This window comes from Pseudoalteromonas sp. DL-6, assembly GCF_004328665.1.
GTDB lineage: Bacteria > Pseudomonadota > Gammaproteobacteria > Enterobacterales > Alteromonadaceae > Pseudoalteromonas.
Map to the genome: position 1 here is coordinate 2,149,508 of NZ_CP019770.1, position 25,841 is coordinate 2,175,348.

Here is a 25,841-nt window from a genome sequence, read left to right on the forward strand (position 1 = left end):
ATTACCCCTTACCCGAAAGCGCAAGTACACGCTGCACCGGTTTAAAGCTCTTACGATGCTCATCTATAGCGCCGTATTGCTCAAGCGCTGCAAAGTGTGCTTTGGTCGGATACCCCTTATGCCCTGCAAACCCATATTGTGGGTAGCGCGCATCAAGTTCAATCATTTCATCATCGCGAGCCACTTTTGCTAAAATAGACGCGGCTGATATTTCAGCTACCAAGCTATCGCCTTTCACCACCGCTTGGGCGGGCATAGCTAATTTAGGCAGGCGGTTTCCATCTACAAACACAAATTCAGGCACTGTGCTAAGTGCTTCAACCGCGCGGCTCATAGCAAGCATAGTGGCTTGTAATATATTTAGCTCATCTATTTCACTGGGGCTACAACGGCCAATGGCGTAACACAGTGCTTTTTCTTTTATTTCGATAGCTAATAATTGGCGTTTTTTATCCGTTAATTTTTTAGAGTCGGCCAAGCCTGCGATTGGCTTAGCAGGGTTTAAAATAACAGCGGCAGTAACCACATCACCCACCAGCGGCCCACGACCCACTTCATCCACACCGGCAATTAGGGTTACATTAGGTCGTTCAATTTGCATTTATTAACTCCGCAACTGCATTTGCAGCTTGTTTGCTTGCATCTAATCTAATTTTTTCATGTATGGCTAAAAAGCGGGCTTTTAATTCTTTATTGTCACTATTTAGCATAGGGGTAAGTGCTGTTGTTAAATTAGCGACATTACATTCGCTTTGCAAAAACTCTGGCACTAATTCTTCGTCTGCTAATAAATTAGGTAACGAAAAATATTTAATGTTAAAGGTAAATAAGGTTTTAAAAATCCAATAACTCATGGGTTTAATTTTATAACCAACCACCATTGGTTTTTTATATAACATGCCCTCAAGCGTTGCCGTACCTGATGCCAGTAATATGGCATCGGCGGCTTGCATGGCTAAATTTGATTGCCCATCCAGTAAGTTAACATTAAGTGAGGGCGCTGTGGCATTTAAAATAGCAATAAACTGCGCTTTACGTTTTTCGTTCACCAGTGGCACAACGACTTTAAGCGCTGGGTTCTGTGCTTGCAACTGAGCCGCTGTTTTTATGTAGGTTTCACTTAACAAGCCCACTTCTGAGCCCCGGCTCCCGGGTAATAACGCTAACACCTTGTCATCAGCACTTAAGCCTAATTGGCTGCGGGCTTGGCTATCGTCGTGCTCAAGTGCAATATCGTCGGCTAATGTGTGGCCTACAAAGGTACACGGTACTTGGTGTTTGTCGTAAAATTCTTTTTCAAAAGGCAATAAAGCCAATACTAAGTTAGTGGCTGCACTTATAGTGTGAATGCGTTTTTCACGCCACGCCCACACTGAAGGGCTAACGTATTGCACTGTTTTGATGCCTGCGTCTTTTAATGGTTTTTCTACACGTAAATTAAAATCGGGCGCATCAATGCCTATAAACACATCAGGAGGATTATCAATAAAATGCTGTACTAACTGTTTGCGAATTTTTAGCAAGCGCGGTAAACGGCCTAGGACTTCAACCAAGCCCATAACCGACAACTCATCCATATCAAACAGCGTTTTACAGCCTTGAGCTTGCATTTTAGGGCCTGCAATACCTTCAAAGATTGCATCAGGAAAATGCGCTTTAAGCGCTTTAATAAGCCCTTCACCTAAAATATCGCCCGACAGTTCACCTGCCACAATACCAATTCGTAGTTGTTTTTTATCTTTTTTCATTTGCTATTTTTTCACAAGTAAACCCGGCGTTCATACCGATTAGTTTACCGTGTTTTAAGGCTAGGTTAAACGCTTAAAACACACCACTTTTTTATCGCTTACTCTTAATTGATGATTGCGTATTTTATAAGCTGATGTAATGTCATAGTATATTAAAGTTTTCTAATATACATATTGACAAAAATTGTACAAACACTAATAATGACGCAAACTTTCAGAAATTACTGAAAGTTTATTAAATTATTGACAATTGCTTTGTGCTGTCACTGCATCACAACCAAAGGAGCCAAAAATGATAGATGAAACCTTTGTGGATCTATCGCGATTACAGTTTGCTGTCACCGCTCTATTTCATTTTTTATTTGTGCCGTTAACAATCGGTATGACCTGGATTTTAGTTATTATGGAATCGGTTTATGTTATGACCGGTCGCGAGATTTATCGTGATATGACTAAGTTTTGGGGCAAGTTATTTGGTATTAACTTTGCTATTGGTGTGGCTACCGGCCTCACTATGGAATTTGAGTTTGGTACTAACTGGTCGTATTACTCTCATTATGTGGGTGATGTATTTGGTGCACCACTGGCTATTGAAGGCTTAATGGCCTTCTTTTTAGAGTCAACCTTTGTGGGTATGTTCTTTTTAGGCTGGGATAGGCTCTCTAAACGCCAGCATTTAGGGGTAACATTTTTAATGGCGCTGGGCACTAATATGTCTGCGCTGTGGATTTTAGTTGCTAATGCGTGGATGCAAAACCCAGTCGGGGCAGAGTTTAACTATCAAACCATGCGTATGGAAATGACCAGTTTTGCAGAGCTGGTATTTAACCCAGTAGCACAAGTTAAGTTTATTCATACCGTGTCTGCAGGTTATGTTGCCGCCTCTATGTTTGTACTTGGAATTAGCAGCTGGTACATATTAAAAGGACGTGATTTGGCATTTGCTAAACGTTCGTTCTCGGTGGCATCGGGCTTTGGTTTAGCCTCTATTTTATGTGTTATTTTACTCGGTGATGAATCTGGCTACGAAGTCGGTGAAGTTCAAAAAGTAAAACTCGCCACCATTGAAGCGGAATGGCATACCGAAGAAGCGCCTGCCGCCTTTACCATGCTCGGTATTCCTGACTCCGAAGAGCAAGTAACTCATGCTGCGGTAAAAATTCCTTACGCATTAGGTATTATTGCAACACGCTCACTCGATGAGCAAGTAATTGGTATTTCAGATCTTGAGAAAAAACACGAAAAGCGTATTCGCAATGGCATGATTGCTTATGAATACCTAGAAAAACTTCGTGCAGGTGACGATACCCCTGCAAATATCGAAAAGTTTGATAACGTGAAAGATGATTTAGGCTATGGCCTATTACTGAAACGTTACACTCCTAACGTGGTAGATGCCAGCGAGGCACAAATACAACAAGCCGTTAAAGACTCCTTCCCTAAAGTGGGCCCTATGTTTTGGTCATTTAGGATTATGGTTGGCTGTGGCGTAATTATGCTTGGCGTGTTTATTCTCTCTTTTTATTACAACGCCCATCGTATTATTGAACAAAAACGTTGGTTGTTATGGGCGGCGGTATTGAGCATTCCTCTGCCTTGGATTGCTATTGAATTTGGTTGGATTGTGGCTGAATATGGCCGTCAACCATGGGCTATTTCTGAAGTATTACCGACCTTTTTAGCAACGTCATCGCTGACGGTTAATGATATTTTAATTAGCTTAACTGGTTTTATTATTTTCTATACTGGACTGGCGATTGTTGAAGCATGGTTAATGATTAAATTTATTAAGCAAGGCCCAAGCTCCCTTCATACCGGTAAGTACCATTTTGAATTACCTGATCACAGCACGGCTGCTAAAGGAGAACTATCATGATTTTTGATTATGAAACATTAAAAATGCTCTGGTGGTTAATTATTGGTGTGCTGTTAATTGGTTTTGCCATTACCGATGGTATGGATATGGGCGTTGCTATGTTGCTACGCTTAGTCGGAAAAACAGATTCTGAACGCCGTACCGTTATTAACACTATTGGCGCCCATTGGGATGGTAACCAAGTATGGTTTATAACCGCAGGTGGCGCTTTATTTGCAGCATGGCCTATGGTGTATGCGGCAGCATTTTCTGGTTTTTACTTTGCCATGATGCTGGTGTTATTTGCATTATTTTTTAGACCTCTAGGCTTTGATTATCGCTCTAAAGTTGACTCTAAACGCTGGCGTAATAACTGGGACTGGGGCTTATTTGCCGGCAGTGCCATACCTGCCCTAGTATTTGGTGTAGCGTTTGGTAACTTATTTTTAGGCGTGCCGTTTCATATCGATAATTTATTAAGAGTCAGTTACCAAGGTTCGTTTTTTGCCTTGCTTAATCCGTTTGCGCTTATTGCCGGCTTGGTAAGTATTACCATGTTAGTGGCACATGCGGGCATGTGGTTACAACTGCGCACAGCTGATCAAGTTGCTGAGCGCTCAGGGCAATACGGTCGCTACTCATTACTTGCCTTTATAGTGTTATTTGCGGCAGCTGGTGTGTGGGTTGCCAATCTAACGGGTTATCAAATTGCCTCTATGGGTGACACCCAAGGTCATGCAGATCCACTGGCTAAAGTAGTTACCACTGCTCAAGGCGCATGGCTTAATAACTACAGTGAGCGTCCATGGACAATGACCTTCCCTATTTTGGCATTTGCAATGGCGCTGTGCGCTCTACTGTTTTCTAAGTTAAATAAGCCCGCTTTGGGATTATTAGCAACCAGTGTGATGTTAATTGGGGTGATTATGACTGCGGGCGTTTCGTTATTTCCGTTTATTATGCCTTCAAGCAATAACCCTGATATTAGCTTAACAATTTGGGATGCGGTATCGAGCCACAGAACACTCAATGTTATGTTTATTGCTGTGGTTATATTTGTGCCACTTATTCTAGCCTACACCACCTGGTGTTATGTGAAAATGTGGCGCAGAGTGACCGTTGATGAAATTGAAAATAACCCTCACGGCAGTTATTAAGGAGACTAAATTATGTGGTATTTCGCGTGGATTTTAGGTGTACTGCTTGCTTGTACCTTAGGCGTTATAAACGTGATGTGGTATGAATTTCATCAAAATAAAAACAGCATTGCTGATGATGAACAAGCCACCCATGATTTATTAAACGAGCATAATACAAATCACAATGACGACTAATCCCCGACCAAATCGCGCGCAGCAACAACCCCTGCGCGCTTTTTTAAAACAGCAGAGTAAACCGGCGGCAATGTGGTTAAAGCTAAGCATTGCACTTGGAACCGTTAATGCGATTTTAATGATTGCAGGTGCTTATTTGCTCGCGCAAACCATTCATGAGGTAATGTTTGAAGGGCGTAATTTAGCCCAAGTTACCCAGTATTTATGGCCTTTAGCGGGTATTATTTTGTTACGCGCACTTTTTTTAGCGCTCAGCGAGCGATTAAGCGCATTTGCTACGCTTAAAATTAAATCGGCTATTCGCCAAACCTTACTCGATAAACTCACACAACTCGGCCCAAGTTATATAGAGAAAAATGGCCAAGGCGCTACGCTCAACACGCTGCACAATGGTGTAGAGGCACTCCATGACTACTATGCTAAATACCTACCCGGTGTTGCCTATAGTGCGCTTATTCCATTGGCTATATTAGTGGTTATATTTCCTACCGATTACAAAGCAGGATTAATATTTTTATTAACCGCGCCACTTATTCCTTTTTTTATGATTCTAGTTGGTCACAAAGCCGAGGCGCTTAATCAAAAACGTTGGCAACAACTGGCAGTATTAGGAAACTATTTTTTTGACCGTGTACAAGGGCTTACTCAACTAAAATTATTTAATGCCACGCGCAAAGAACTCAAACAAATTGCGCGTATTTCAGATGATTTTAGGCACGCAACGCTAAACGTGTTAAAAATTGCTTTTTTATCCTCTTTTGCTCTGGAGTTTTTAGCCACAATTAGTGTGGCACTGGTAGCGGTAATTATTGGCTTTAGATTATTTTTTGGCACCCTAGATTTTGCTACTGGCTTTGTAGTGCTGTTACTAGCACCTGAATTTTATTTACCCCTTCGCCAATTAGGCAGCCATTATCATGCGCGCCTGCAGGGGATCAGTGCTGCCGCAGATATGTTGATTATTTTAAATGCACCACTGCCCGAAAATGATGATAGCCACACAGCGAATATCAATATTGATGCTAACAATACTATCAGCATCCATGATCTCAACTTTAGTTACCCTAATAGCAATGAGGGAATAAATAATATTAATTTAACACTGCCAAGCACAGGACTAGTAGCCATTGTGGGAGCTAGTGGCTCAGGTAAGAGCACCCTACTTGATTGCATGCTTGGTTTTCACCCAGAAGTAATACAACACATATCCATTGACCAACAACCATTGACGACTGCGAATATAAGTCAATTACAACAAAGCATTGCATGGATCCCACAAAAGCCAACCTTATTTTACGATACCCTAGCCGCCAATATAAAACTAGGTAACCCTAGCGCTTCACATGAAGCACTTGAACATGCTGCAAAGCAAGCAGGCGCACTGGAATTTATTAACGAGCTGCCCGATGGCTTTAATACTTTAATAGGTGAGCAAGGTGAAGGGCTATCTGGCGGGCAAAAACAGCGTATAGCATTAGCTCGTGCATTTTTAAAACACGCCCCTATTCTAGTGCTCGATGAGCCAACCGCTCATTTAGATAGTCAAACCGAGCAACTCATTCAAAACGCTATTGCTGAGTATGCAAAAAACCACTTGGTGATCACCATCGCACATCGCTTAAATACAGTAAAAAATGCTAAGCAACTTATCGTTATGGAAAACGGCTGCATCGTTCAACAAGGCGATTTTAAAGCGCTCAGCCAGCAATCTGGCGAATTTGCAAAGCTACTGCAAACAGCAGAACAAGGGGTAACTAATGGCTAATTTTATTCGTTTACTCAAATTGTGCCGCCCTCATTATAAAGCGATGCTTTTAGGGACGTTTCTAGCGTCACTCACGGTGCTAGCTAATGTAGGCTTACTCGCTATTTCAGGCTGGTTTTTAGCTTCTATGGCAGCCGCAGGAATTGCCGGCGTCCATATGAACTACTTTACCCCAGCTGGCACCATTCGTTTTTTGGCGATTGTGCGCACCGCTTCACGTTACGCTGAACGCTTAGTTACTCACAACGCCACATTTTTATTGTTAAGTGAAATACGAGTAAATATGTTCGCCACACTCAGTAAACTTAATAATCTTGATTTGGCTATGAGCCGCAGTGCAGATTTAGTTAACCGCTTACAAAATGATGTAGACGCACTAGATAAATTTTATTTAAATGTGTTGCTGCCGATGTTAGTAGCTTTACTGACTGTGCCTATTATTATGCTGTTTATGTCTGCTTACAGCCCAAGTGTAGCCTTAATTTGCTTTACGGGCATCGTTGTTATTGGGGTGGTTATACCCGCTATATTGAGCAGACAATTAGATAAAAATAGCCACCAAGAAACCTTACTTAGTGCGCAACTAAGAGCAGAGCTATCTGATACCTTAACGGGCCTTAGAGAACTAAATATTTATCAAGCTCGACACCAGCAACTCACTAAGTGTGATCAGTTAAGTGAGCAGTATAATCAGCAATTATTTATTCGTCATAAGGCTTTTGGCAACGCTGATGGGTTGAGCTTACTCATAGTACAATTGGCTATGCTTGCCAGCATTGTAACTATTGTGCCGCTAGTATTTAGCGGTGCTATGGTAAATGTAGAGCTGGCGATGTTGAGCCTGTTTGTGCTTGCCAGTTTTGAAAGCGTATTGTTACTGCCTAACGCCTTTATTGAGCTTCCTAATGTACTAAAAGCAGCTGAGCGACTCTTTATTCTTGAAGACAAAACGCTTAGCACAAATAATGTATCAACCACAGATATTGAGCTATTAAATAAGCACTGGGCTTTATCGTTAAATAATGTCAGCTATCACTATGGCCAAAAGCAGGCATTAAATAATGTGAGTTTTGCGCTCCCCGCGAAGCATAAAGTAGCCATTGTTGGGCGAAGTGGAAGTGGTAAAACCACCTTAGTGAATTTGCTTAGTAGTTTATGGCCGCTACAGCAAGGAACAATAAGCTTACAAAGCGGCAAAGAAATCATAAACCTACATGAGTTAAATAATGAGAGTCGTGCAAAAACATTAAATATTTTAGCCCAGCAGCATCATATTTTTGATGGTACATTAGGCGAAAACCTTGCTTACGCAGCTCCCAATGTAACCTCGCAAAAAATGATAGCAGCATTAAGACAGGCAGAGTTAGGTGATTGGTTTTCTGAGCTAAAACAAGGGTTAAAAACCCGTTTGGGTACCGGCGGTCGAAACGTATCTCAGGGCCAATCAAGACGTATAGCGCTAGCACAAGCGCTGCTGCAACAGCCTGCCATTTTAGTGCTTGATGAACCGACTGAAGGACTCGACAATATTTCTAAACAAGCCGTTATGAACAGTATTTTACAGCTAAAAGAGCATGCTAGTGTATTAACAATTACTCATGATCCAGCGTTGTTATCGCAAATGGATAGTGTCATCTGGTTAGACAGCGGACAGATCATCGCTCAAGGTTCACATCAACAATTGCTCAATGAACACCCTGACTATATGGCGTTAACGACCCGCTTTTAGTCCTTAGCAGTATTATTTTTTATCAATAACGGTGACCGCTACATCAATAACGCCGACTTTAGGGTCGGCTATTTTTTCAAACATCGCCTTAGATAAATCAATAATTCGCCCCCGGATATAAGGGCCTCTGTCGTTAATTTTCACCACCACTGACTTATTATTAGCAATATTAGTAACGTTTACTCGTGTACCAAACGGGAGTTTTAAATGAGCAGCTGTTGCCGCTTGTTGGCTAAAGCGCTCGCCACTGGCAGTAGTTCGGCCGTGGTATTTATCAGCATAAAATGATGCTTTACCTCGTTCTGAGATATCACTTTGTTGACTATTTATCTTGTTTGGCGCAGTACTGCAGGCGGTCAAAATAACCGATAGTACTGAAATAAATACTAATTTTGTCTGTTTCATTTTTTATACTTTATAGGAAAATGTGCAGATAGTGTAATGGGACAAGGCTGAGTAGAGACTGAATTATTAATCAACTAATAAAAAACCACCTTGATTGCTCAAAGGTGGTTTGTTATATCTATTAAAATGCTCTGTATTAACGCACGATACCGCGTTCAGAACTTTTAACGAAATCAATCATCAATTGCACTGCTGGATATTTTTCAGCGTCTTCAGCAAGTGACTCAATCGCTTCATCAACACCTAAGCTCTTGCGGTAAAACGCTTTGTACGCGCGGCGTACTGCCATAATTTCATCACTTTCAAAACCACGGCGTTTCATGCCTTCAGTATTGATTGCTGCAGGGCCTGCTGGCATACCAATGGTGGTAACGAATGGAGGCACGTCTTTGTTTACCCCCGAATACATACCAACAAATGCATGCGCACCAATTTTACAAAATTGATGCACACCGGAGTTACCCGCTAAAATCACCCAGTCGCCAACATGAACATGGCCGGCTACACTGGCATTATTTGCAAAAATAACGTTATCGCCAACAACAGCATCATGCGCAACATGAGTGTAAGCCATAAATAGGTTATTGCTGCCTATTTTAGTAACGCCTTCATCTTGAATTGTGCCGCGGTGGATAGTTGCACATTCACGAATAACATTATTGTCGCCAATAATTAAGCTGGTTGGCTCGTTGTTGTATTTTTTGTCTTGGCAGGCTTCGCCAACAGAAGCAAACTGAAAAATATGGTTACCAGAGCCAATAGTAGAAGGCCCTTTAACAACAACGTGAGACTCAATAATACAGTCATCACCAATAACAACATCATTACCGATGTAACTGTATGGTCCAACTGACACATTGTTACCAAGTTTTGCACCCGGTTCGATTATTGCCGTAGCATGGATCACAATTAAAACTCTCTTCTAGCACACATGATTTCGGCGCTACACACTGTTTTGCCGTCAACTTTAGCTTCAGCCGCAAATTTCCATATGTTACGACGCTCTTTTAAAAACTTAACATGAAGATGCATAGTATCACCTGGCACAACCGGCTGCTTAAAACGAGCATTGTCTACAGCTGCAAATAGGTAAAGTTCGTTTTCGCTACGATTTTCAACCGTTTTAAACCCTAATAGACCCGTTGCTTGCGCCATTGACTCTAATATTAGCACACCAGGAAAAATCGGCTGATTTGGGAAATGGCCAGTGAAAATAGGTTCATTAATCGATACATTTTTAATTGCATGCAACGATTCACCTGGAGTGAAATCGATTACACGATCAATTAGTAGCATCGGGTAACGGTGCGGTAATAAACTTAAAATTTCTTGAATATCAAGGCTATTTAATTCGTTTGCCAAAATAGCATCCTTTTTAGTGTTCAACGATCATGACTTATTCAATGCTTCAAGCGCTTTTAGACGTGATTTCATGTCTGAAAGGTTGCGCAAATGAGCAATTGATTTTCGCCATTCTTTGTTAGTCGTATGAGGCATACCAGATGAGTAAATACCTGGTTCGGTGATTGATTTGGTCACCATACTCATGCCGGTAATTATAACACCATCACACACAGACATGTGACCGTTAATTGCGCTCATGCCGCCAATCTGGCAATTTTTACCTATGGTGACACTGCCTGCAAGTACAGTACAACCGGCAATAGCCGTGCCTGATTGAACTTCAACGTTGTGTGCTATCTGACATTGGTTATCAATAATAACGTTACTATGAATAATAGTATCATCGAGTGCACCACGATCTATGGTGGTACTTGCACCGATTTCTACTTTATCGCCAATGATCACAGAGCCTAGTTGTGGAATTTTAAGCCACTCACCACGTTCATTTGCATAACCAAAACCATCACTACCAATAACAGTGTTTGCTTGCAATAAACAGTCTGCGCCAATCTCAACATCATGATAAATGCTCACACTTGGCCAAAGTTTGGTGCCTGAACCTATTTTAGCACGTTCACCAATAAAACTGTTCGGACCAATTTGTGCGTTATCACCAATTACAGCATCAGCTTCAACTACAACATTAGCACCAATGGCTGCACTTTTGCTCACTTGTGCAGTAGCATGTATAACCGCACTTGGATGCACACCGTGAGATGCGCTACGCGGGGTAGTATCCATTAATTGAGCTAACTTGGCGTAACTAACATAGGGATTAGTAACAATGATTTTATTGCCTGAAAAATAAGGTGCATCGTCAGGGCTCAGTATCACCGCACTGGCTTGTGTTGTCTCAAGTTGAGAGCGATATTTCTTGTTCGCTAAAAATGCAATATGCCCAGTATGGGCATTTGCAAGTGTCGCTATTTTTTTAATTTCTAAAGCGCCATCACCTTGAAGCTCGGCGCTTAGAAGTTCCGCAATTTGCGAAAGCGTATAATTTTGCATAGATTAATTATTTCTTACTTACAGCTGTTACAACTTTTTCAGAAAGATCAGTTACTTCTTTAGGGTTAAAGTAAATAGTTGTGTCTTTTACCTTAACTTCGTCGAAGTCGCCATCTTTGGCAATTTCTTCAATAGTTTTAATAATTAAAGTCTGAACTTTAGCTAGCTCTTGATTTTGACGTGCTTTAATTTCCTGCTCTAATGGACGACCCTTTTCAGCAAGATTTTTTTGCATACCCTGAATTTTATCACGTAATGCGTCTTTTTGGTCTTGACTCATTGTGGTGCTTTCACGCTTAAACTTTTCTGCTTCAAAACGAATATCGCCTTGTAACTTTTCAAGCTCTTGACGACGCTCTGCAAATTCAGTTTGTAAAGACTGCTCAATTTTGGCCATTTGTGGAAGCTGCTTGTAAATTTCTTGCATATCTACAATACCCACTTTATGAGCAAAAGCATTAACTGATGTTCCCATCATAAGTGTAGCTAAAATCGCAACTGCTGTTGATTTGAATAATTTTTTCATAAAAAACTCCTTTAGAAAGTGTTACTAATATTAAAACTGATGGTCTTGGTATCGTCATCTTCTTCTTTTTGCAACGGATACGCAAAGCTGATCAGCATAGGACCCATAGGTGAGATCCATTGTAATGATAAACCGGTTGCAACCCTAAAGCGCATTGGGTCTGAGTAGTCATCTAATTTTGCACGCTCATCAATACCTAAGTTTTGATAACGATCAACGTTAAACTCGGTATCCCAGACGTTAGCTGCATCAACAAAGAAACTAGTACGTACTGAACTGGTATTTTCTTCATCTAAGAACGGTGTAGGAACAATAAGCTCCATACCTGCAACCGCTTTCGCGTTACCACCTATACGGCCTTGAGGAACAAGCACGTCAAACTCTGAAGCACCACCTATATTACCAGTGGTTGTACCATCGCCCGATGGCGTGCCTGGTATAGATTGTGGTACTCGTGATACCGCACGCGGTAAGATGGTATTTCTATCAAAGCCGCGTAATTCCATTTCTGTAATACGGAAGTACTCTTGGAATGGTAAAGTTTGCTCATACCCGTTGGTAGAACCATAACCATTACCATAACCTAATGCCGCACGCGTTGAGAAAACCCAACGGTGATCGTTAGAAATCGGCCAGTAAAAACGTGAATCGTAATTTAATTTAAAGTATTTTAAATCTGAATTAGGCGTTGTGGCTGTCAGGTTTAATGTTTGTCTTGAGCCTGCCGTTGGGAATAAACCACGGTTAACCGTTACACGCGACCAACCCACACTTAACTCATATTTTGTAAACTCAAAGCCCGCATCAGGATTCTCTGGATCTAAGAAGGTTTCACGTAGTACACGTGTTTGCTCATATTCTGCAATATCAGATAGCTCTTCTTCTATCCAACGAGCCCCAAAGTTAACACGGTTTATAGCATCAATTGGAAAACCAATATTAGTGCCTAAACCGTAACTTTTTGACTTATAGTCAATCAAGCTAAACTGGCTAGCATCGTAGTTACTATAAAAGATGCTGCTGCCTTGCGATACACCATCTGGCGTAAAGTAAGGGTCTGTGTACGACACACTAACACGCTCAGAACCACGCGAGGTATTAATGTTAAAACCAATTTGATTACCTGTACCTAAAAAGTTAGATTCGGTCACACCGATATTAAATTGCAGACCTAAGTACGAACCATAAGCAAGGCCGGCATTAAAGCTACCTGCTGATTGCTCTTTAACAGTAAAGTCAACATCAACTTGATCATCCACACCAGGGACAGGCACTACATTAAAGTCAACCGTTTCCATATAAGGTAAGCGTTGAATTTGTAACTTAGAACGCTCTAAATTTTGATTAGATAGCCATGCACCTTCAAGCTGTGTCATTTCACGACGTAGAACTTCGTCGGCTGTATTTTGGTTACCACCAACAATAATTCGACGCACATAAACACGTTTACCCGGGTCAACCGATAAGGTCAGTTGTACTTCTTGATTTTCGTCATCAATTTCTGGAATGGTGCGTACTTCCGCATTGGCATAACCAAAACGCGCTAAGTAGCTTTTTATGAACTCTTCTGAAGAGGTAACAACTGAACCGTTGTAAAGCTCGCCAGTGCGTAGCGGGATAACACTTTTGATTAGCTCTTCTCGACCGAGTAAATCACCGATGAAATCAAAGCCTTTTACTTTGTATTTAACGCCTTCGGTTATATTGGCCGTTACATAAACCGATTCACGTTCAGGACTAACTGATACTTGCGTTGAGTCAATATTAAAACGTAAATAACCACGGTCTAAATAAAAGCTACGAATTTTTTCTAAATCGCCTTCAATGGTTTGTTTTTGATAGCGATCGCTACCCATAAACTGCCACCAAGGTAAATCTTGTTGCGACTCTGCAAGCTGTAATAGCTCTTCGTTTGAGAAAAGTTCATTACCAACTAAGTTGATTTGACGAATAGAGGCTGCATCGCCCTCATCAAACTCGAGTTTTAATTTAACCCGGTTACGAGGGAGCTTTGTGATGCTAATATCCACTTTTGCATTGTATTTACCAATGCTGTGGAAAAACTCAACTAAGCCTTTTTCAATGTTATCGATAACCGTTTTATCCAGCGGCTCGCCTTGGCGAATATCTTGTTGATCAAGCGACTGGTTTAACTGCTCATCTTTTATGTCTTTATTGCCTTCAAATTCAATAAAGCTAATTGTTGGGCGTTCTGTTACTTTAAAAATAACGTTATTGCCATCACGCAACGCTTTTATATTGTCAAAGTGACCTGAGCGATAAAGTGACTTAATTGTTTTTGAAATTGTGTATTCATCAACATTGTCGCCCACGTTAATAGGAATATGCGTTAATGCAGCACCAAGTGCGACACGTTGCAGTCCTTCAACTTTTAAATCTTCAACAATAAAGGAGTTTTGGCCTAGGGCTGCAAAACTTGCACCCAATAAACTTGAAACTACCAAATGTTTTTTTATAGCCATTTTATTATCTTTATCCTTTACAACTGTATTACCGCTTAGCATCGTAAACTAAATAGTTACGAGCTTTACAATCGTGTTCTAATTTGTCGTTACCACGCTTAAACAACTACAAGCGCGATACATCATTGAACAAAGCGAAACATGTTAGAAAAATGAGTAGCAAGGCTCCCACTTTAAAACCAAACTCTTGTGTCTTTTCAGAGACCGGCTTTTTACGAAAAAGTTCAATTATGTAATACATTAAGTGCCCACCATCAAGCACTGGCAGAGGAAGTAAATTAAATACTCCCAAATTAACGCTGATCAAAGCTAAAAAGCTTAAAAATGCGACTAATCCGTAACTAACACTTGTGCCTGCGCCGACTGCAATGCCGACGGGCCCACTTAAATTTTTCACTGACACTTGACCAGTAATTAAGTTACCTATCATGTCGAAACTCAGCGTAATTAAACGCCATGTTTCTTTTGTGCCCAGCACAATACTATCTAGTGGCCCATAATGTCTAGTCTCAACAAAATCATCAGGCCACTGCTCTACAACCGGAGCAACCCCTAAAAAGCCTTGTTCAACACCATTACTGACAACGCGACTCTTCGGAGTGACTGTTATTGTTTTTATACTATCTTGTCTTTTTACACTAAATTGTAAGGATTTGTTAGCCGATTGCGTAATAAGATTAACTAATTGCTGCCAACTGCTCATTGTTTCACCGTTTACAGCTAAAATAACGTCGCTAACCTGTAAATTTGCCTGTTCGGCAGCAGAGTTTTTAGTAATCGCCGCGATTGTAAGTGTCGCTTGAGGGCGAAACGGCACAATCCCCAACGAACTTAATGGCGGTACATCCTGCTGATCAAGTTTCCAACCATCCAAATTGAGAGTTTGCGTCGTTTGTTGATAATTTTCGTTGCGTAAAGTAACAGCAACACTTTTATCACCTAAGTGCGACATCAAAGAAAAAGTCGCATCTTGCCAATTAGCAATGTCGTCATCACCAATTTTAATTATTTGCTGAGTAGGCATAATGCCCGCTTGCTCTGCTCGGCTGCCTTCAACCACATTGCCTACAACCGGTTTTATAGTTTGTACACCCACCATATACATGACAGCTAGAGCAAAAATAGCGAATAAAAAGTTCGCCATGGGCCCTGCTGCCACAATGGCTATTCGCGCTTGAACAGATTTAGCATTAAACGATAAATGACGCTGATTGGCTGGTACTTCATCAACACGCTCATCTAACATTTTTACGTAACCACCGAGTGGGATGGCTGCAATTACATACTCAGTATTGTACTTGTCGTGCCATTTTAATAAGGGTTTACCAAAACCAATTGAAAAGCGCAGTACTTTAACGCCCGCCTTACGTGCCACCCAAAAATGACCATATTCGTGAACGGTCACTAAAATACCGAGCGCGAGTATAAACGAACCTAAATTCCAAAAAAAATCGAACATTTTAATGCACCACTTTTGTTATAAACTGCGTCGCGCTCATGCGTGCCAAACGATCACACTCTAAAATTTCATCAAGCGTTTGCACATTGGTAAACTTTGCAGCCTCTAACGTTTGCGCATTCACTTTATAAATATCAGTAAAACTAATTTGACCTTGTAAAAATGCATTTACAGCCATTTCATTGGCCGCATTTACCGTCGTGGTTGCACCCTGCCCTGCATCACAGGCGGCAATGGCCAGTTTTAAATTAGGGTAACGAGAGAAATCAGGTTTGGTGAACGAAAAATCACAAATATCAGAAAAGTTTAGCGGTTTAACTCCCGCATCAATTCGCTGTGGAAAAGCAAGTGCATGCGCTATTGGGGTGCGCATATCGGGGTTTCCCATTTGCGCTAAAATAGAGCCATCTTGGTATTGCACCATAGAATGGATAATACTTTGTGGATGAATCACCACATCAATATCGCTGGCATCACAGTTAAATAACCATTTAGCCTCAATAAACTCTAAACCTTTGTTCATCATCGTGGCTGAATCTACCGATATTTTTTGTCCCATTGACCAATTAGGGTGAGCAACCGCTTCACTGACGCTAACACTAGCAAGCGTATTAATGTCACGGTTTAAAAACGGCCCTCCAGAGCCAGTTAATAAAATTTTACTAACACCATGCTGCTCAAGCCGTGCTTGTCCTTGGGTGTTTTGTAACGCACTAGGTAAACACTGAAAAATAGCATTATGTTCGCTGTCGATGGGTAATAAAGTTGCTTGGTGTTGTTTCACTTTATCAATAAACAACTGACCCGACATCACCAATGACTCTTTGTTTGCCAGCAGCACTTTTTTACCCGCTTCGACTGCGCTCAAAGTGGGTAGTAATCCAGCCGCACCAACAATTGCTGACATCACAGTATCAACATCAACATGCGCACAAAGCTCACTCATAGCTTTCTCGCCATGCATTACTTGTGTTTTACTCATGCCTTTTAAAAGTTCACAAAGCTGCTTAGCGGCTTGCTCTGAAGCCATAACAGCATAACGAGGTTGATGAGCAAGACACAACTCAGCCATTTTTTTTGCATTTTGCCCAGCGGCTAATGCGAACACCTTGAACTGCTGTTGATTTCTTGCAACAACATCTAACGTGCTAAGACCTATCGACCCCGTCGCACCCAAAATAACCAGTTGTTGCACTGCACTCATAAACTCAGTGTCCAGGCAAAGCAAATAACAAACATCGGCGCTGCTGCAGTTAAGCTATCAATACGGTCTAAAATACCGCCGTGCCCAGGTAGGCAACTGCCGCTATCTTTAAGACCCGCTTCGCGCTTAAACATACTCTCTAGTAAATCACCTACCGCAGAGAATAAAGCAATAAATGCCGTCATTACTGCATAAATAGGCCATACAGAAGTATCAACGTTGGTGTAATAACAAAAAGCCAATACAAATAACACCGCAGCAACCACGCCACCAGCGAGGCCTTCTATGGTTTTATTTGGACTAACTTTAGGCATTAACTTATGTTTACCGAAACTTTTACCGGTAAAGTAAGCGCCAATATCGGCACTCCATACAATACCTAGCACCACTAAAATCAGCATAGAACCATAGTGTGTTGATTCTGTATATTGCGCACTACGCAGTGTATTAAGCGCAAGCCATAATGGAACCAATGTCAGTAAACCTGCAATACCGCGCATCACCAGTCCTTCATTCCAGCCTTTAGCCATCGCGGGATAACGCCACACTAAATAACTTGCAACTAGCCACCATGAAAACGATAAGGTAAATAGGTAATTAGCATCGCCAACAAGCTGACCATCTTGCCATAGGGTTTCTATAGGCCAATGTAAATTAAGTAAACCAAGTAATACAGCCACTAATAATACAAACGCACCGCGTTTTAGTTTATCGCATAGTCCCATAAAAGCAGACCATTCCCACGCGCCCATTAATACAATAGCACCCGCAAAATAACTAAATAACGTTAGTGGGGTGTAAAAAACCAAAGCCAGTGCTAATGGCGCTAGCACTAGTGAGGTTAAAATACGTTGTTTTAACAAAATGATGACCCTTAATCTATTTTAGGTTTGAGCGAGTAATTGTTTTATTTGTTCGCCCGTGCAACCAAAACGTCGCTCTCTGGCAACGTAACATGCAATGGCCTCTGCAAAAGCAGCTTCGTTAAAGTCAGGCCAAAGTGTATTGGTAAAATAAAGTTCAGCGTAGGCTGCCTGCCAAAGTAAAAAATTACTAATTCTGACATCGCCACCAGTACGGATCAGTAAATCTGGCTGAGCCTGATCTGCCATACTCATGTGCTGTGCAATATGTTCTTCTGTAATGTCTGCGGGATCAATTTCCCCATTTGCTACTTGTAAAGCAACCTGCTTAGCAGCATGGGTCATATCCCAACGACCACCGTAATTTGCCGCTACATTTAAATGCAGGCCGGTGTTATTCGCTGTTAGTTCTTGCGCAGTATGTACTTTAGCGCGCAAGCTTTCAGAGAATCGAGATAAATCTCCAATGATGGTTAGTTTTACGTTATTTTTATGCAGCTTTTTAACTTCTTTACTTAGTACAAATAAAAAAAGCTCCATTAATGTATTTACTTCGTCTTCAGGGCGGCGCCAGTTTTCACTACTAAAAGCAAATAAGGTTAACGATTGTATCCCTAATTTAGTACAAAACTGCACAGATTGACGAACTGCATCCACGCCTTTTTTATGCCCATATACACGAGGCCTATTTCTAGCTTGTGCCCAACGCCCGTTCCCATCCATGATGATAGCAACATGTTTAGGCAAACATTGCTGTGAAATTGTATCAGCGTCTAGAACCATAAATTTTGTGTATTCCATAAAAAAACGCCGCCTAGTATACCCCAGACGGCGTTTCAAAACTAATAAATTTAACCTGTACCCGTGATAATAAATCTACTTTAAGCAGATAAATATACAGCCAACAACCTTGTATTTACTGACAATCGAGCCACTAGCAAAGAGTAAACATATTCTGTTACCCTTTAAAATCACACAATTATAGTAAACTGCGAAGACTGATAAACAGCAACTTAATTATTTAATTAAAGCTGTTTACTTGGGTCTAGAACAGTTATTAGATTTCCATCAACTCAGCTTCTTTTGCCGTTAGTTGCGTATCCATTTCTTTAATAAACTTATCAGTGATTTTTTGAATTGCATCTTCAGCTTGACGAGCTTCGTCTTCAGAGATGTCTTTATCTTTTAATAAGTTTTTAATATCGCCATTTGCATCACGACGAATATTACGAATAGCAACACGGCCGCCTTCTACTTCACCACGTACGATTTTAATTAAATCTTTACGACGTTCTTCAGTCAATGGAGGAAGTGGTACACGAATTACCGTACCTGCAGACATTGGGTTTAAACCAAGGTCAGAAGCCATAATCGCTTTTTCAACCGCTTGCGCTAAAGATTTATCAAATACACCAATAGCCAGTGTACGTGAATCTTCAATTGTTACATTTGCAACTTGATTTAAAGGCGTTGGTGCGCCGTAGTACGACACCATGATGCCGTCTAAAATTGCAGGATGAGCACGGCCAGTACGAATTTTAGATAATTGACTACCAAGTGCTGCTACACTTTTTTGCATGCGCGCTTGCGCATCTTTTTGAATATCGTTAATCACGGTTTAATCCTAATCTATTTACTTACTTCATCTGAGGCTTGTGAAGAAATAAGAGTTCCTTCTTCTTCACCCATTATTACGCGTTTTAATGCGCCTGATTTATTCATATTAAATACGCTCAATGGCATATTATGGTCGCGAGCAAGAGTAAATGCCGCTAAATCCATTACTTTTAATTCTTTTTCAATAATTTCATTGTAGCTTAAGTGACGGTAAAGTGTCGCTTCAGGGTTTTTAACCGGATCATCACTAAATACACCGTCCACTTTAGTCGCTTTGATTACCGTATCAGCTTCAATCTCAATGCCACGTAAACACGCTGCAGAGTCAGTAGTGAAGAACGGGTTACCCGTACCAGCGGCAAAAATAACAACGCGACCTGTTTTCAACAAGCTAATTGCTTCAGCCCAGTTATACGCATCACACACACCATTTAATGGGATAGCTGACATTAAGCGACAATTTACAAACGCACGGTGTAGCGCATCACGCATAGCTAGGCCGTTCATTACGGTTGCAAGCATCCCCATATGGTCACCGACAACACGATTCATGCCCGCTTCGGCTAATGAGCCACCGCGTAAAAAGTTGCCACCACCAATAACTAAACCCACTTCTACGTCGAGTTCTACGAGCTCTTTAATTTCCTGTGCCATACGGTCTAAAACTTTAGGGTCGATGCCGAAGCCTTCGTCTCCCATTAAAGCTTCACCACTTAATTTGAGAAGAACACGTCTAAAAATAGGTTTGCGATTGATAGTCATAGTTTTGGGGCCAACTTTTATTGAATTATGGATAAAAAATAACCGCGCTTATGTTAAACATAAAAGCGCGGTTATTTTAAAGAATTTCTAAGCGTGACGCAAAAGCAAATAGTACTTTAATTGCATGTATTTTCCTTTTGCATCACAAATAGTATGTCTTACTGACCTTTAGCAGCTGCAATTTGAGCAGCAACTTCAGCAGCAAAATCTTCTTCTTTCTTCTCGATACCTGCACCAACTTCCATACGTACAAAGCCAGTAACTGTTGCGTTTTTCTCTTTAAGAATTTCGCCAACAGATTTTTTCGGTTCCATGATGAAAGCTTGACCAGTAAGAGAAACCTCACCAGTAAATTTCTTCATACGACCAACAACCATCTTCTCAGCGATTTCAGCAGGCTTGCCTTCATTCATCGCAATATCGATTTGTACTTGCTTTTCTTTTTCAACAACATCAGCAGGTACGTCATCTGGCGTTAGATAATCTGGGTTTGAAGCAGCAACGTGCATTGCAACGTGCTTAAGTGTTTCTTCATCAGCAACACCAGCAACAACAACACCAATACGCTCGCCGTGACGGTACTCAACTAGTTGTTCACCAGTGATGTACTGAAGACGACGTACATTGATGTTTTCACCAATTTTAGTTACTAGCTCAACACGGTCTTCTTCGAACTTAGCTTGTAAGTCTTCGATAGATGAAGTGTCAGCGATAGCAGCATCTGCAACTTTGTTAGCAAATGCTAGGAAGCTTGCATCTTTAGCAACGAAGTCAGTTTGACAGTTAACTTCTACAAGTACTGCAACACCCGCGTTTTGCTTGATGATGATAGTACCTTCAGCAGCGATGTTACCTGCTTTCTTAGCAGCCTTTGCAGCACCACTCTTACGCATGTTTTCAATCGCTAACTCGATGTCACCATCAGTTTCAGTTAACGCTTTTTTACAATCCATCATGCCAGCGCCAGTACGCTCGCGTAATTCTTTAACTAGGGCAGTAGTTACAGCCATTAGTAAATCCTCAAATCTGAAATCAGGTTTAGATAAGCGGGTTACCCGCTCCACAAGAATAGCAAGTCTTCACCTTTAAAAGATGAAGACTTGATGACAGCTAATTACTCAGCTTCTACGAAGTCATCTTTTTCAGCTTGAGCAACGATGTTACTCTCACGGCCTTCAGTGATCGCAGCTGCAACAGCACTAGTGTAAAGGTTGATTGCACGGATAGCATCATCGTTACCAGGTACGATGTAATCAACACCGTCTGGGTTAGAGTTAGTATCAACGATTGCAACAACTGGGATACCTAGGTTGTTAGCTTCACGGATAGCAATGTGCTCGTGGTCAGCATCGATTACAAAGATAGCGTCTGGAAGGCCACCCATGTTTTTAATACCACCAAGGCTCTTTTCAAGCTTTTCCATTTCACGAGTAAGCATTAACGCTTCTTTCTTAGTTAACTTCTCGAAAGTTCCGTCTTGGCTTTGAGCTTCAAGGTCTTTAAGACGCTTGATTGATTGACGAACTGTTTTCCAGTTAGTCAACATGCCGCCTAACCAACGGTGGTTAACGAAGAATTGATCGCTTTGTAAAGCAGCTTCTTTCACTGCTTCGCTTGCTGCGCGCTTAGTACCAACGAAAAGAACTTTACCTTTGTTTGCAGCAGCACCAGATAAAAACTTAAGTGCAGTGTTGAACATTGGTACAGTTTGCTCAAGGTTGATGATATGTACACGGTTACGTGCGCCGAAGATGAAAGGCTTCATCTTTGGGTTCCAGTAACGTGCTTGGTGACCAAAGTGAACACCAGCTTGAAGCATATCGCGCATTGAAACGTTTGCCATTTTGTAAATCCTCTAAGTTGTTTAGGGTTAGGCCTCCACATATCCCATAGCACCAACACCGCAGTTAAATGAAACTGAAATGCACCCAAGTGTATGTGACGATACGTGTGTGTGTTAAAATAAAATTGTGTTTGCCTTAAATACAAAAAATCATTTAAGAATTTATTTGTAAAAAGACGGCGCGCTTTATACCATATTAAAAATAAATACTCAACGTCTCGTGCAAAAATTGTGCGACGATAATCATCTAAAAACGCAACTTTGGAGCCTCAATGAGCGCTGTGATTAAGACCCCTGAAGAAATCGAGAAAATGCGTGTAGCCGGCCGTTTGGCTGCTGATGTGCTAGAAATGATCGAACCACATGTGGTACCAGGTATCACCACCGATGAGCTAAATACAATTTGTCATGATTATATTGTTAATGTGCAAGATGCCGTTCCTGCTCCTCTTAATTATCATGGTTTTCCAAAATCAATTTGTACCTCAGTAAATCATGTAATTTGTCACGGTATTCCGAACGACAAAGCATTAAAAGAGGGTGACAGTGTAAATATTGACATCACCGTTATCAAAGATGGTTACCACGGTGACACATCAAAGATGTTTCATGTAGGCACGCCTAATATTCAGGGTAAACGCCTTGCAGAAGTTACTCAAGAAAGTCTATACCTTGCCATTAAAATGGTAAAACCGGGTGTTCGCCTTGGTGATATTGGTGCAGCTATTCAAAAATATGCAGAGAGCTTTAACTACTCTATCGTCCGTGAATACTGCGGCCACGGCATCGGTAGCGAGTTCCATGAAGAACCACAGGTAATGCATTACGGTAAAGCAGGTACTGGCGAAACATTAAAAGCAGGTATGTGTTTAACCATCGAACCTATGGTAAATGCGGGCAAACGCCAATGTAAATTACTTAAAGACGACTGGACTGTGGTAACAAAAGACCGTAGTTTATCAGCTCAATGGGAACACACCTTACTTGTAACTGAAAATGGTGTTGAAATTTTAACACTACGATCAGATGATACAATCGATAGAATTATCGAACATTAATTTAGTGTGCGCTTAATCGCGGTATTAGCAGGTTTTTACTGTATATCGCTAAAGCGATTTGCTGTAAGGGAATAATATAACTTATTACCCTTACAGCAAAAATATTATAAAAATAAATATCAAACTTACAATGCAATCCATATATAGGAGCCAGCCTAAGTGGCATTACCTAACAAAGTAAAAAAGTTGCTTAATGATGCTGAGCAATTAAGCGATTACCGTGATTGCTCCGCCTATTTCTATAAATGGTTGCATAATGAATTCTCAAAACAACCTGTTGGTAAATTAATTAATGCCCGTGCAGAATTTATTGACCGGCTGCTAATCAAACTTTTTCAGGTTTATGATTTAGCTCACGAACCAGACTTGGCCTTAATTGCAGTAGGTGGTTATGGTCGTGGCGAGCTACATCCCTACTCCGACATTGACTTTTTATTACTTGTTACGAAACAGCCTAATGATGATATTTGCGAAAAAATTGGCCAATTCGTTACTATGTTGTGGGATCTTAATCTCGAGATAGGCCATAGTGTTCGTACTATTGAACAAGCCATAGATCAAAAACGTGAAGACGTTACCTTTGCCACCAGCTTATTAGAAAGCCGTCTTATTTTTGGCAATCATATTGAGTTTGAAAAACTCAAAAACCATATTATTGAAACACCAGTATGGGGCTCAGGTGAATTTTTTGTCGCAAAAGTACAAGAACAGAACCTGCGCCACAGAAAATGTCACGGTACAGCCTACAATCTAGAGCCGAATATAAAAGAAAACCCAGGGGGTCTACGCGACCTGCAAACTATTATTTGGGTCGCTAAAAAGCACTTCAGAGCCGAAACGTTGCAAGAGCTAATTAGCCACGGCTACCTGACCCATGAGGAATATCAAGAGCTGTTAGAATGTCTTGAAAATTTATGGAACATCCGCTTTGCACTGCATTTAGCCGCAGGACGTTCAGAAAATCGCTTATTGTTTGATCACCAACCCCAAGCTGCCGAAATATTGGGCTTTGGTAGTGATGGTAAAGCCTCGGTTGAACGCATGATGAAGCGTTTATTCAGAATCATGAGCCGAGTACGTGAGCTTAACCAAATGTTGCTTTCATACTTTGAGCAAAGTATTTCGCCAGACAGCAGCCAAGCGACCGTTGAAGAACTCGATCGCAACTTTGAGCGCGTTGGCCATCAAATTCGGGTTAAAAGTCCGTCAGTATTCTTTAGGCGCGACCAACTTTTTGTGTTGTTTGAGCATATTGCTGACCACCCAGAAATTACCCATATATACCCAAGCACTATTCGCACTATTCGCCAGGTTCGCCGTCGTTTATTAGGCGATCTACAAGACTACGCGGCCTGCCGAGAAGCTTTTTTACGCATTATAAAGCACCCTAATGGTATGGGACGTGCTTTTACGCTGATGCACAAACATGGCATGATTGCCGCCTATTTGCCGCAGTGGCGAAATATCTTTGGGCAAATGCAATTTGATTTATTTCACGCCTACACAGTTGATGAACATACCCACAAGCTAATCAATAATATTTATCAGTATTTTGATAAAACCGGGATTAGCGAATTCCCAATTTGCAGCGAAATTGTCACGCGCATGGATAAACCTGAGCTGCTGTATTTAGCCGGTATTTTCCACGATATTGCTAAGGGCCGTGGGGGCGATCACTCTGAACTGGGCGCTGTTGATGCCATTGCCTTTTCTAAATTGCATGGCTTTGCATCATCCGATGGTAAGTTAATTTCTTGGCTTGTTGGCAACCACTTACTTATGTCGGTAACGGCGCAGCGTAAAGACATAAACGACCCAGATGTAATAAAAGATTTTGCATCGCGCGTAAAAACAGAGCGTCAGCTCGACTACCTCTATTGTTTAACGGTCGCCGATATACGTGCCACCAATGACAACTTGTGGAATGACTGGAAAAACACGCTATTACGTGAGCTTTACTTGCATACACAACGTGCTTTGCGCCTTGGGCTTGAAAACCCTATGGATCAACGCGACCAAATTCGAGATAAAAAGCATCAAGCTAAGCAGCGCTTACTTAATTTACATTATCATGAAGATCAAATTGACTTAATTTGGAGCCGTTTTAAGGCTAATTACTTTACCGCTTTTAGTGAACAACAAATTTCGTGGCATACAGAGCACTTGCTCAAATGTACCGACTTGAGTCTACCCAGTGTTATTGTCTCTAATAAGGCAATGCATGGCGGTACTCAAGTATTTGCATACAGTCCTTACTCAGGAGCGTTATTCGCTCGATTAGTCAGTGTTATTGGCTCTAAAAAAGCACAAATTCAACATGCCCAAGTACTCACCACCAAAGATGGCTACGTACTATTTAACTTCGTTATTTTAGAAGTTAATGGCGACCCAATTGCCAGTAGCCGTGCGCAATCGATTAAACGCGGATTAGAGCAAGCATTGAATGATCCGCGAAAAAAAATACGCTTCAAAAAGAGCCGTTCACAACGTTTTAAAGATTTTAATATTAAGCCTAAGATTGTACTACGCCCGCACCCTCGTAAGGATCGTAGTTTAATAGAAATTCAAGCGGTTGATATACCTGGACTATTAACTAAAATAGCTGAGGTTTTTCAAGCTTACTTACTCCACATACATGCCGCACGCATTACTACGGTAGGCGAGCGCGCAGAAGATTTCTTTGTGGTATCTAATAACGAATATCAAGCGCTGACTGATGAAGAGCAAGCAAAAATTCATCAGGCATTACGTAAAAAACTCAACGCCGAAATTGAATAA

At 41.2% G+C, this 25,841-nt stretch carries 23 protein-coding genes; 7 read left to right on the forward strand and 16 right to left on the reverse strand.

The features are described 5' to 3' along the window. Nucleotide 1: 1 nt before the first annotated feature. Both rnhB and lpxB read right to left on the reverse strand, forming a co-directional pair. A complete protein-coding gene (gene rnhB / locus B1F84_RS10010) occupies nucleotides 2-601 on the reverse strand; it encodes a ribonuclease HII (RefSeq protein WP_131691333.1) in 600 nt (199 codons plus the stop codon). Then, nucleotides 591-1,748, reverse strand: a complete 1,158-nt coding sequence (gene lpxB / locus B1F84_RS10015) for a lipid-A-disaccharide synthase (protein ID WP_131691334.1) — start codon at nucleotides 1,746-1,748, stop codon at nucleotides 591-593. The genes rnhB and lpxB overlap by 11 nt, the downstream gene beginning before the upstream one ends. Before the next feature lie 292 nt (nucleotides 1,749-2,040). Here lpxB and B1F84_RS10020 point away from each other — a divergent pair, with 292 nt between their 5' ends. The 5 genes from B1F84_RS10020 to cydC are packed head-to-tail and all read left to right on the forward strand — an operon-like array spanning nucleotide 2,041 to nucleotide 8,431. Continuing rightward, complete coding sequence (locus B1F84_RS10020) at nucleotides 2,041-3,624, forward strand: cytochrome ubiquinol oxidase subunit I (protein ID WP_131691335.1); 1,584 nt, start codon at nucleotides 2,041-2,043, stop codon at nucleotides 3,622-3,624. Continuing rightward, nucleotides 3,621-4,760 carry a cytochrome d ubiquinol oxidase subunit II gene (gene cydB / locus B1F84_RS10025; protein ID WP_131691336.1) on the forward strand — a complete coding sequence of 380 codons (1,140 nt, stop codon included), beginning with the start codon at nucleotides 3,621-3,623 and terminating at the stop codon, nucleotides 4,758-4,760. Before B1F84_RS10020 ends, cydB begins: the two co-directional genes overlap by 4 nt. A gap of 12 nt (nucleotides 4,761-4,772) precedes the next feature. Beyond that, on the forward strand, nucleotides 4,773-4,937 hold the full coding sequence (cydX, locus tag B1F84_RS10030) for a cytochrome bd-I oxidase subunit CydX (RefSeq protein WP_008110965.1): 165 nt from the start codon (nucleotides 4,773-4,775) through the stop codon (nucleotides 4,935-4,937). After that, nucleotides 4,927-6,702, forward strand: coding sequence for a thiol reductant ABC exporter subunit CydD (cydD, locus tag B1F84_RS10035; protein ID WP_131691337.1), 1,776 nt, complete (start codon nucleotides 4,927-4,929; stop codon nucleotides 6,700-6,702). The genes cydX and cydD overlap by 11 nt, the downstream gene beginning before the upstream one ends. Beyond that, complete coding sequence (gene cydC / locus B1F84_RS10040; protein WP_131691338.1) at nucleotides 6,695-8,431, forward strand: thiol reductant ABC exporter subunit CydC; 1,737 nt, start codon at nucleotides 6,695-6,697, stop codon at nucleotides 8,429-8,431. Before cydD ends, cydC begins: the two co-directional genes overlap by 8 nt. Nucleotides 8,432-8,443: 12 nt before the next feature. On the opposite strand, the gene B1F84_RS10045 is transcribed toward cydC, so the two are convergent. The 14 genes from B1F84_RS10045 to rpsB all read right to left on the reverse strand — a co-directional run bounded on the left by B1F84_RS10045 (nucleotide 8,444) and on the right by rpsB (nucleotide 22,005). Continuing rightward, nucleotides 8,444-8,836 (reverse strand): septal ring lytic transglycosylase RlpA family protein, encoded by a 393-nt coding sequence (locus tag B1F84_RS10045; protein ID WP_131691339.1) that lies wholly within the window; start codon nucleotides 8,834-8,836, stop codon nucleotides 8,444-8,446. Nucleotides 8,837-8,972: 136 nt separating this feature from the next. Further along, nucleotides 8,973-9,743: an acyl-ACP--UDP-N-acetylglucosamine O-acyltransferase gene (lpxA, locus tag B1F84_RS10050; RefSeq protein ID WP_076919222.1), complete on the reverse strand. Its 771-nt coding sequence runs from the start codon at nucleotides 9,741-9,743 to the stop codon at nucleotides 8,973-8,975. 2 nt (nucleotides 9,744-9,745) lie between these two features. Next, nucleotides 9,746-10,198, reverse strand: coding sequence for a 3-hydroxyacyl-ACP dehydratase FabZ (fabZ, locus tag B1F84_RS10055; RefSeq protein ID WP_008110974.1), 453 nt, complete (start codon nucleotides 10,196-10,198; stop codon nucleotides 9,746-9,748). A 27-nt stretch (nucleotides 10,199-10,225) separates the two neighbouring features. Then, nucleotides 10,226-11,248, reverse strand: a complete 1,023-nt coding sequence (lpxD, locus tag B1F84_RS10060) for a UDP-3-O-(3-hydroxymyristoyl)glucosamine N-acyltransferase (protein ID WP_008110976.1) — start codon at nucleotides 11,246-11,248, stop codon at nucleotides 10,226-10,228. 7 nt (nucleotides 11,249-11,255) lie between these two features. Further along, nucleotides 11,256-11,774 carry an OmpH family outer membrane protein gene (locus tag B1F84_RS10065; protein ID WP_076919221.1) on the reverse strand — a complete coding sequence of 173 codons (519 nt, stop codon included), beginning with the start codon at nucleotides 11,772-11,774 and terminating at the stop codon, nucleotides 11,256-11,258. A gap of 11 nt (nucleotides 11,775-11,785) precedes the next feature. Then, entirely contained in the window at nucleotides 11,786-14,257 is a 2,472-nt protein-coding gene (gene bamA, locus B1F84_RS10070; RefSeq protein ID WP_131691340.1) for an outer membrane protein assembly factor BamA, read from the reverse strand. 106 nt (nucleotides 14,258-14,363) lie between these two features. Further along, the gene (rseP, locus tag B1F84_RS10075) at nucleotides 14,364-15,716 is read right to left on the reverse strand and encodes a sigma E protease regulator RseP (RefSeq protein WP_131691341.1); all 1,353 of its coding nucleotides are present in this window, start codon (nucleotides 15,714-15,716) and stop codon (nucleotides 14,364-14,366) included. Between the two features lies 1 nt (nucleotide 15,717). Next, on the reverse strand, nucleotides 15,718-16,920 hold the full coding sequence (gene ispC / locus B1F84_RS10080) for a 1-deoxy-D-xylulose-5-phosphate reductoisomerase (RefSeq protein ID WP_008110984.1): 1,203 nt from the start codon (nucleotides 16,918-16,920) through the stop codon (nucleotides 15,718-15,720). Next, nucleotides 16,917-17,783 (reverse strand): phosphatidate cytidylyltransferase, encoded by an 867-nt coding sequence (locus B1F84_RS10085; protein WP_008110985.1) that lies wholly within the window; start codon nucleotides 17,781-17,783, stop codon nucleotides 16,917-16,919. Before B1F84_RS10085 ends, ispC begins: the two co-directional genes overlap by 4 nt. Nucleotides 17,784-17,804: 21 nt before the next feature. Next, on the reverse strand, nucleotides 17,805-18,584 hold the full coding sequence (locus B1F84_RS10090; RefSeq protein ID WP_008110986.1) for an isoprenyl transferase: 780 nt from the start codon (nucleotides 18,582-18,584) through the stop codon (nucleotides 17,805-17,807). Between the two features lie 256 nt (nucleotides 18,585-18,840). Beyond that, the gene (frr, locus tag B1F84_RS10095) at nucleotides 18,841-19,398 is read right to left on the reverse strand and encodes a ribosome recycling factor (RefSeq protein ID WP_008467521.1); all 558 of its coding nucleotides are present in this window, start codon (nucleotides 19,396-19,398) and stop codon (nucleotides 18,841-18,843) included. A 14-nt stretch (nucleotides 19,399-19,412) separates the two neighbouring features. Beyond that, entirely contained in the window at nucleotides 19,413-20,162 is a 750-nt protein-coding gene (pyrH, locus tag B1F84_RS10100; protein ID WP_131691342.1) for a UMP kinase, read from the reverse strand. Between the two features lie 158 nt (nucleotides 20,163-20,320). Beyond that, nucleotides 20,321-21,172 carry a translation elongation factor Ts gene (gene tsf / locus B1F84_RS10105; RefSeq protein WP_008110989.1) on the reverse strand — a complete coding sequence of 284 codons (852 nt, stop codon included), beginning with the start codon at nucleotides 21,170-21,172 and terminating at the stop codon, nucleotides 20,321-20,323. Nucleotides 21,173-21,276: 104 nt separating this feature from the next. Continuing rightward, nucleotides 21,277-22,005 (reverse strand): 30S ribosomal protein S2, encoded by a 729-nt coding sequence (gene rpsB, locus B1F84_RS10110; protein WP_008110990.1) that lies wholly within the window; start codon nucleotides 22,003-22,005, stop codon nucleotides 21,277-21,279. A 272-nt stretch (nucleotides 22,006-22,277) separates the two neighbouring features. Here rpsB and map point away from each other — a divergent pair, with 272 nt between their 5' ends. Then, on the forward strand, nucleotides 22,278-23,063 hold the full coding sequence (gene map / locus B1F84_RS10115; RefSeq protein WP_010388111.1) for a type I methionyl aminopeptidase: 786 nt from the start codon (nucleotides 22,278-22,280) through the stop codon (nucleotides 23,061-23,063). A gap of 159 nt (nucleotides 23,064-23,222) precedes the next feature. Further along, the gene (gene glnD / locus B1F84_RS10120; RefSeq protein ID WP_131691343.1) at nucleotides 23,223-25,841 is read left to right on the forward strand and encodes a [protein-PII] uridylyltransferase; all 2,619 of its coding nucleotides are present in this window, start codon (nucleotides 23,223-23,225) and stop codon (nucleotides 25,839-25,841) included.

What these genes read in the sequence shown, in the direction of transcription:
- rnhB (WP_131691333.1), bottom strand. Translation starts at nt 601, where the DNA reads ATGCAAATTGAACGACCTAATGTAACCCTAATTGCCGGTGTGGATGAA.
- lpxB (WP_131691334.1), bottom strand. Translation starts at nt 1,748, where the DNA reads ATGAAAAAAGATAAAAAACAACTACGAATTGGTATTGTGGCAGGTGAA.
- B1F84_RS10020 (WP_131691335.1), top strand. Translation starts at nt 2,041, where the DNA reads ATGATAGATGAAACCTTTGTGGATCTATCGCGATTACAGTTTGCTGTC.
- cydB (WP_131691336.1), top strand. Translation starts at nt 3,621, where the DNA reads ATGATTTTTGATTATGAAACATTAAAAATGCTCTGGTGGTTAATTATT.
- cydX (WP_008110965.1), top strand. Translation starts at nt 4,773, where the DNA reads ATGTGGTATTTCGCGTGGATTTTAGGTGTACTGCTTGCTTGTACCTTA.
- cydD (WP_131691337.1), top strand. Translation starts at nt 4,927, where the DNA reads ATGACGACTAATCCCCGACCAAATCGCGCGCAGCAACAACCCCTGCGC.
- cydC (WP_131691338.1), top strand. Translation starts at nt 6,695, where the DNA reads ATGGCTAATTTTATTCGTTTACTCAAATTGTGCCGCCCTCATTATAAA.
- B1F84_RS10045 (WP_131691339.1), bottom strand. Translation starts at nt 8,836, where the DNA reads ATGAAACAGACAAAATTAGTATTTATTTCAGTACTATCGGTTATTTTG.
- lpxD (WP_008110976.1), bottom strand. Translation starts at nt 11,248, where the DNA reads ATGCAAAATTATACGCTTTCGCAAATTGCGGAACTTCTAAGCGCCGAG.
- B1F84_RS10065 (WP_076919221.1), bottom strand. Translation starts at nt 11,774, where the DNA reads ATGAAAAAATTATTCAAATCAACAGCAGTTGCGATTTTAGCTACACTT.
- bamA (WP_131691340.1), bottom strand. Translation starts at nt 14,257, where the DNA reads ATGGCTATAAAAAAACATTTGGTAGTTTCAAGTTTATTGGGTGCAAGT.
- rseP (WP_131691341.1), bottom strand. Translation starts at nt 15,716, where the DNA reads ATGTTCGATTTTTTTTGGAATTTAGGTTCGTTTATACTCGCGCTCGGT.
- ispC (WP_008110984.1), bottom strand. Translation starts at nt 16,920, where the DNA reads ATGAGTGCAGTGCAACAACTGGTTATTTTGGGTGCGACGGGGTCGATA.
- B1F84_RS10090 (WP_008110986.1), bottom strand. Translation starts at nt 18,584, where the DNA reads ATGGAATACACAAAATTTATGGTTCTAGACGCTGATACAATTTCACAG.
- pyrH (WP_131691342.1), bottom strand. Translation starts at nt 20,162, where the DNA reads ATGACTATCAATCGCAAACCTATTTTTAGACGTGTTCTTCTCAAATTA.
- tsf (WP_008110989.1), bottom strand. Translation starts at nt 21,172, where the DNA reads ATGGCTGTAACTACTGCCCTAGTTAAAGAATTACGCGAGCGTACTGGC.
- rpsB (WP_008110990.1), bottom strand. Translation starts at nt 22,005, where the DNA reads ATGGCAAACGTTTCAATGCGCGATATGCTTCAAGCTGGTGTTCACTTT.
- map (WP_010388111.1), top strand. Translation starts at nt 22,278, where the DNA reads ATGAGCGCTGTGATTAAGACCCCTGAAGAAATCGAGAAAATGCGTGTA.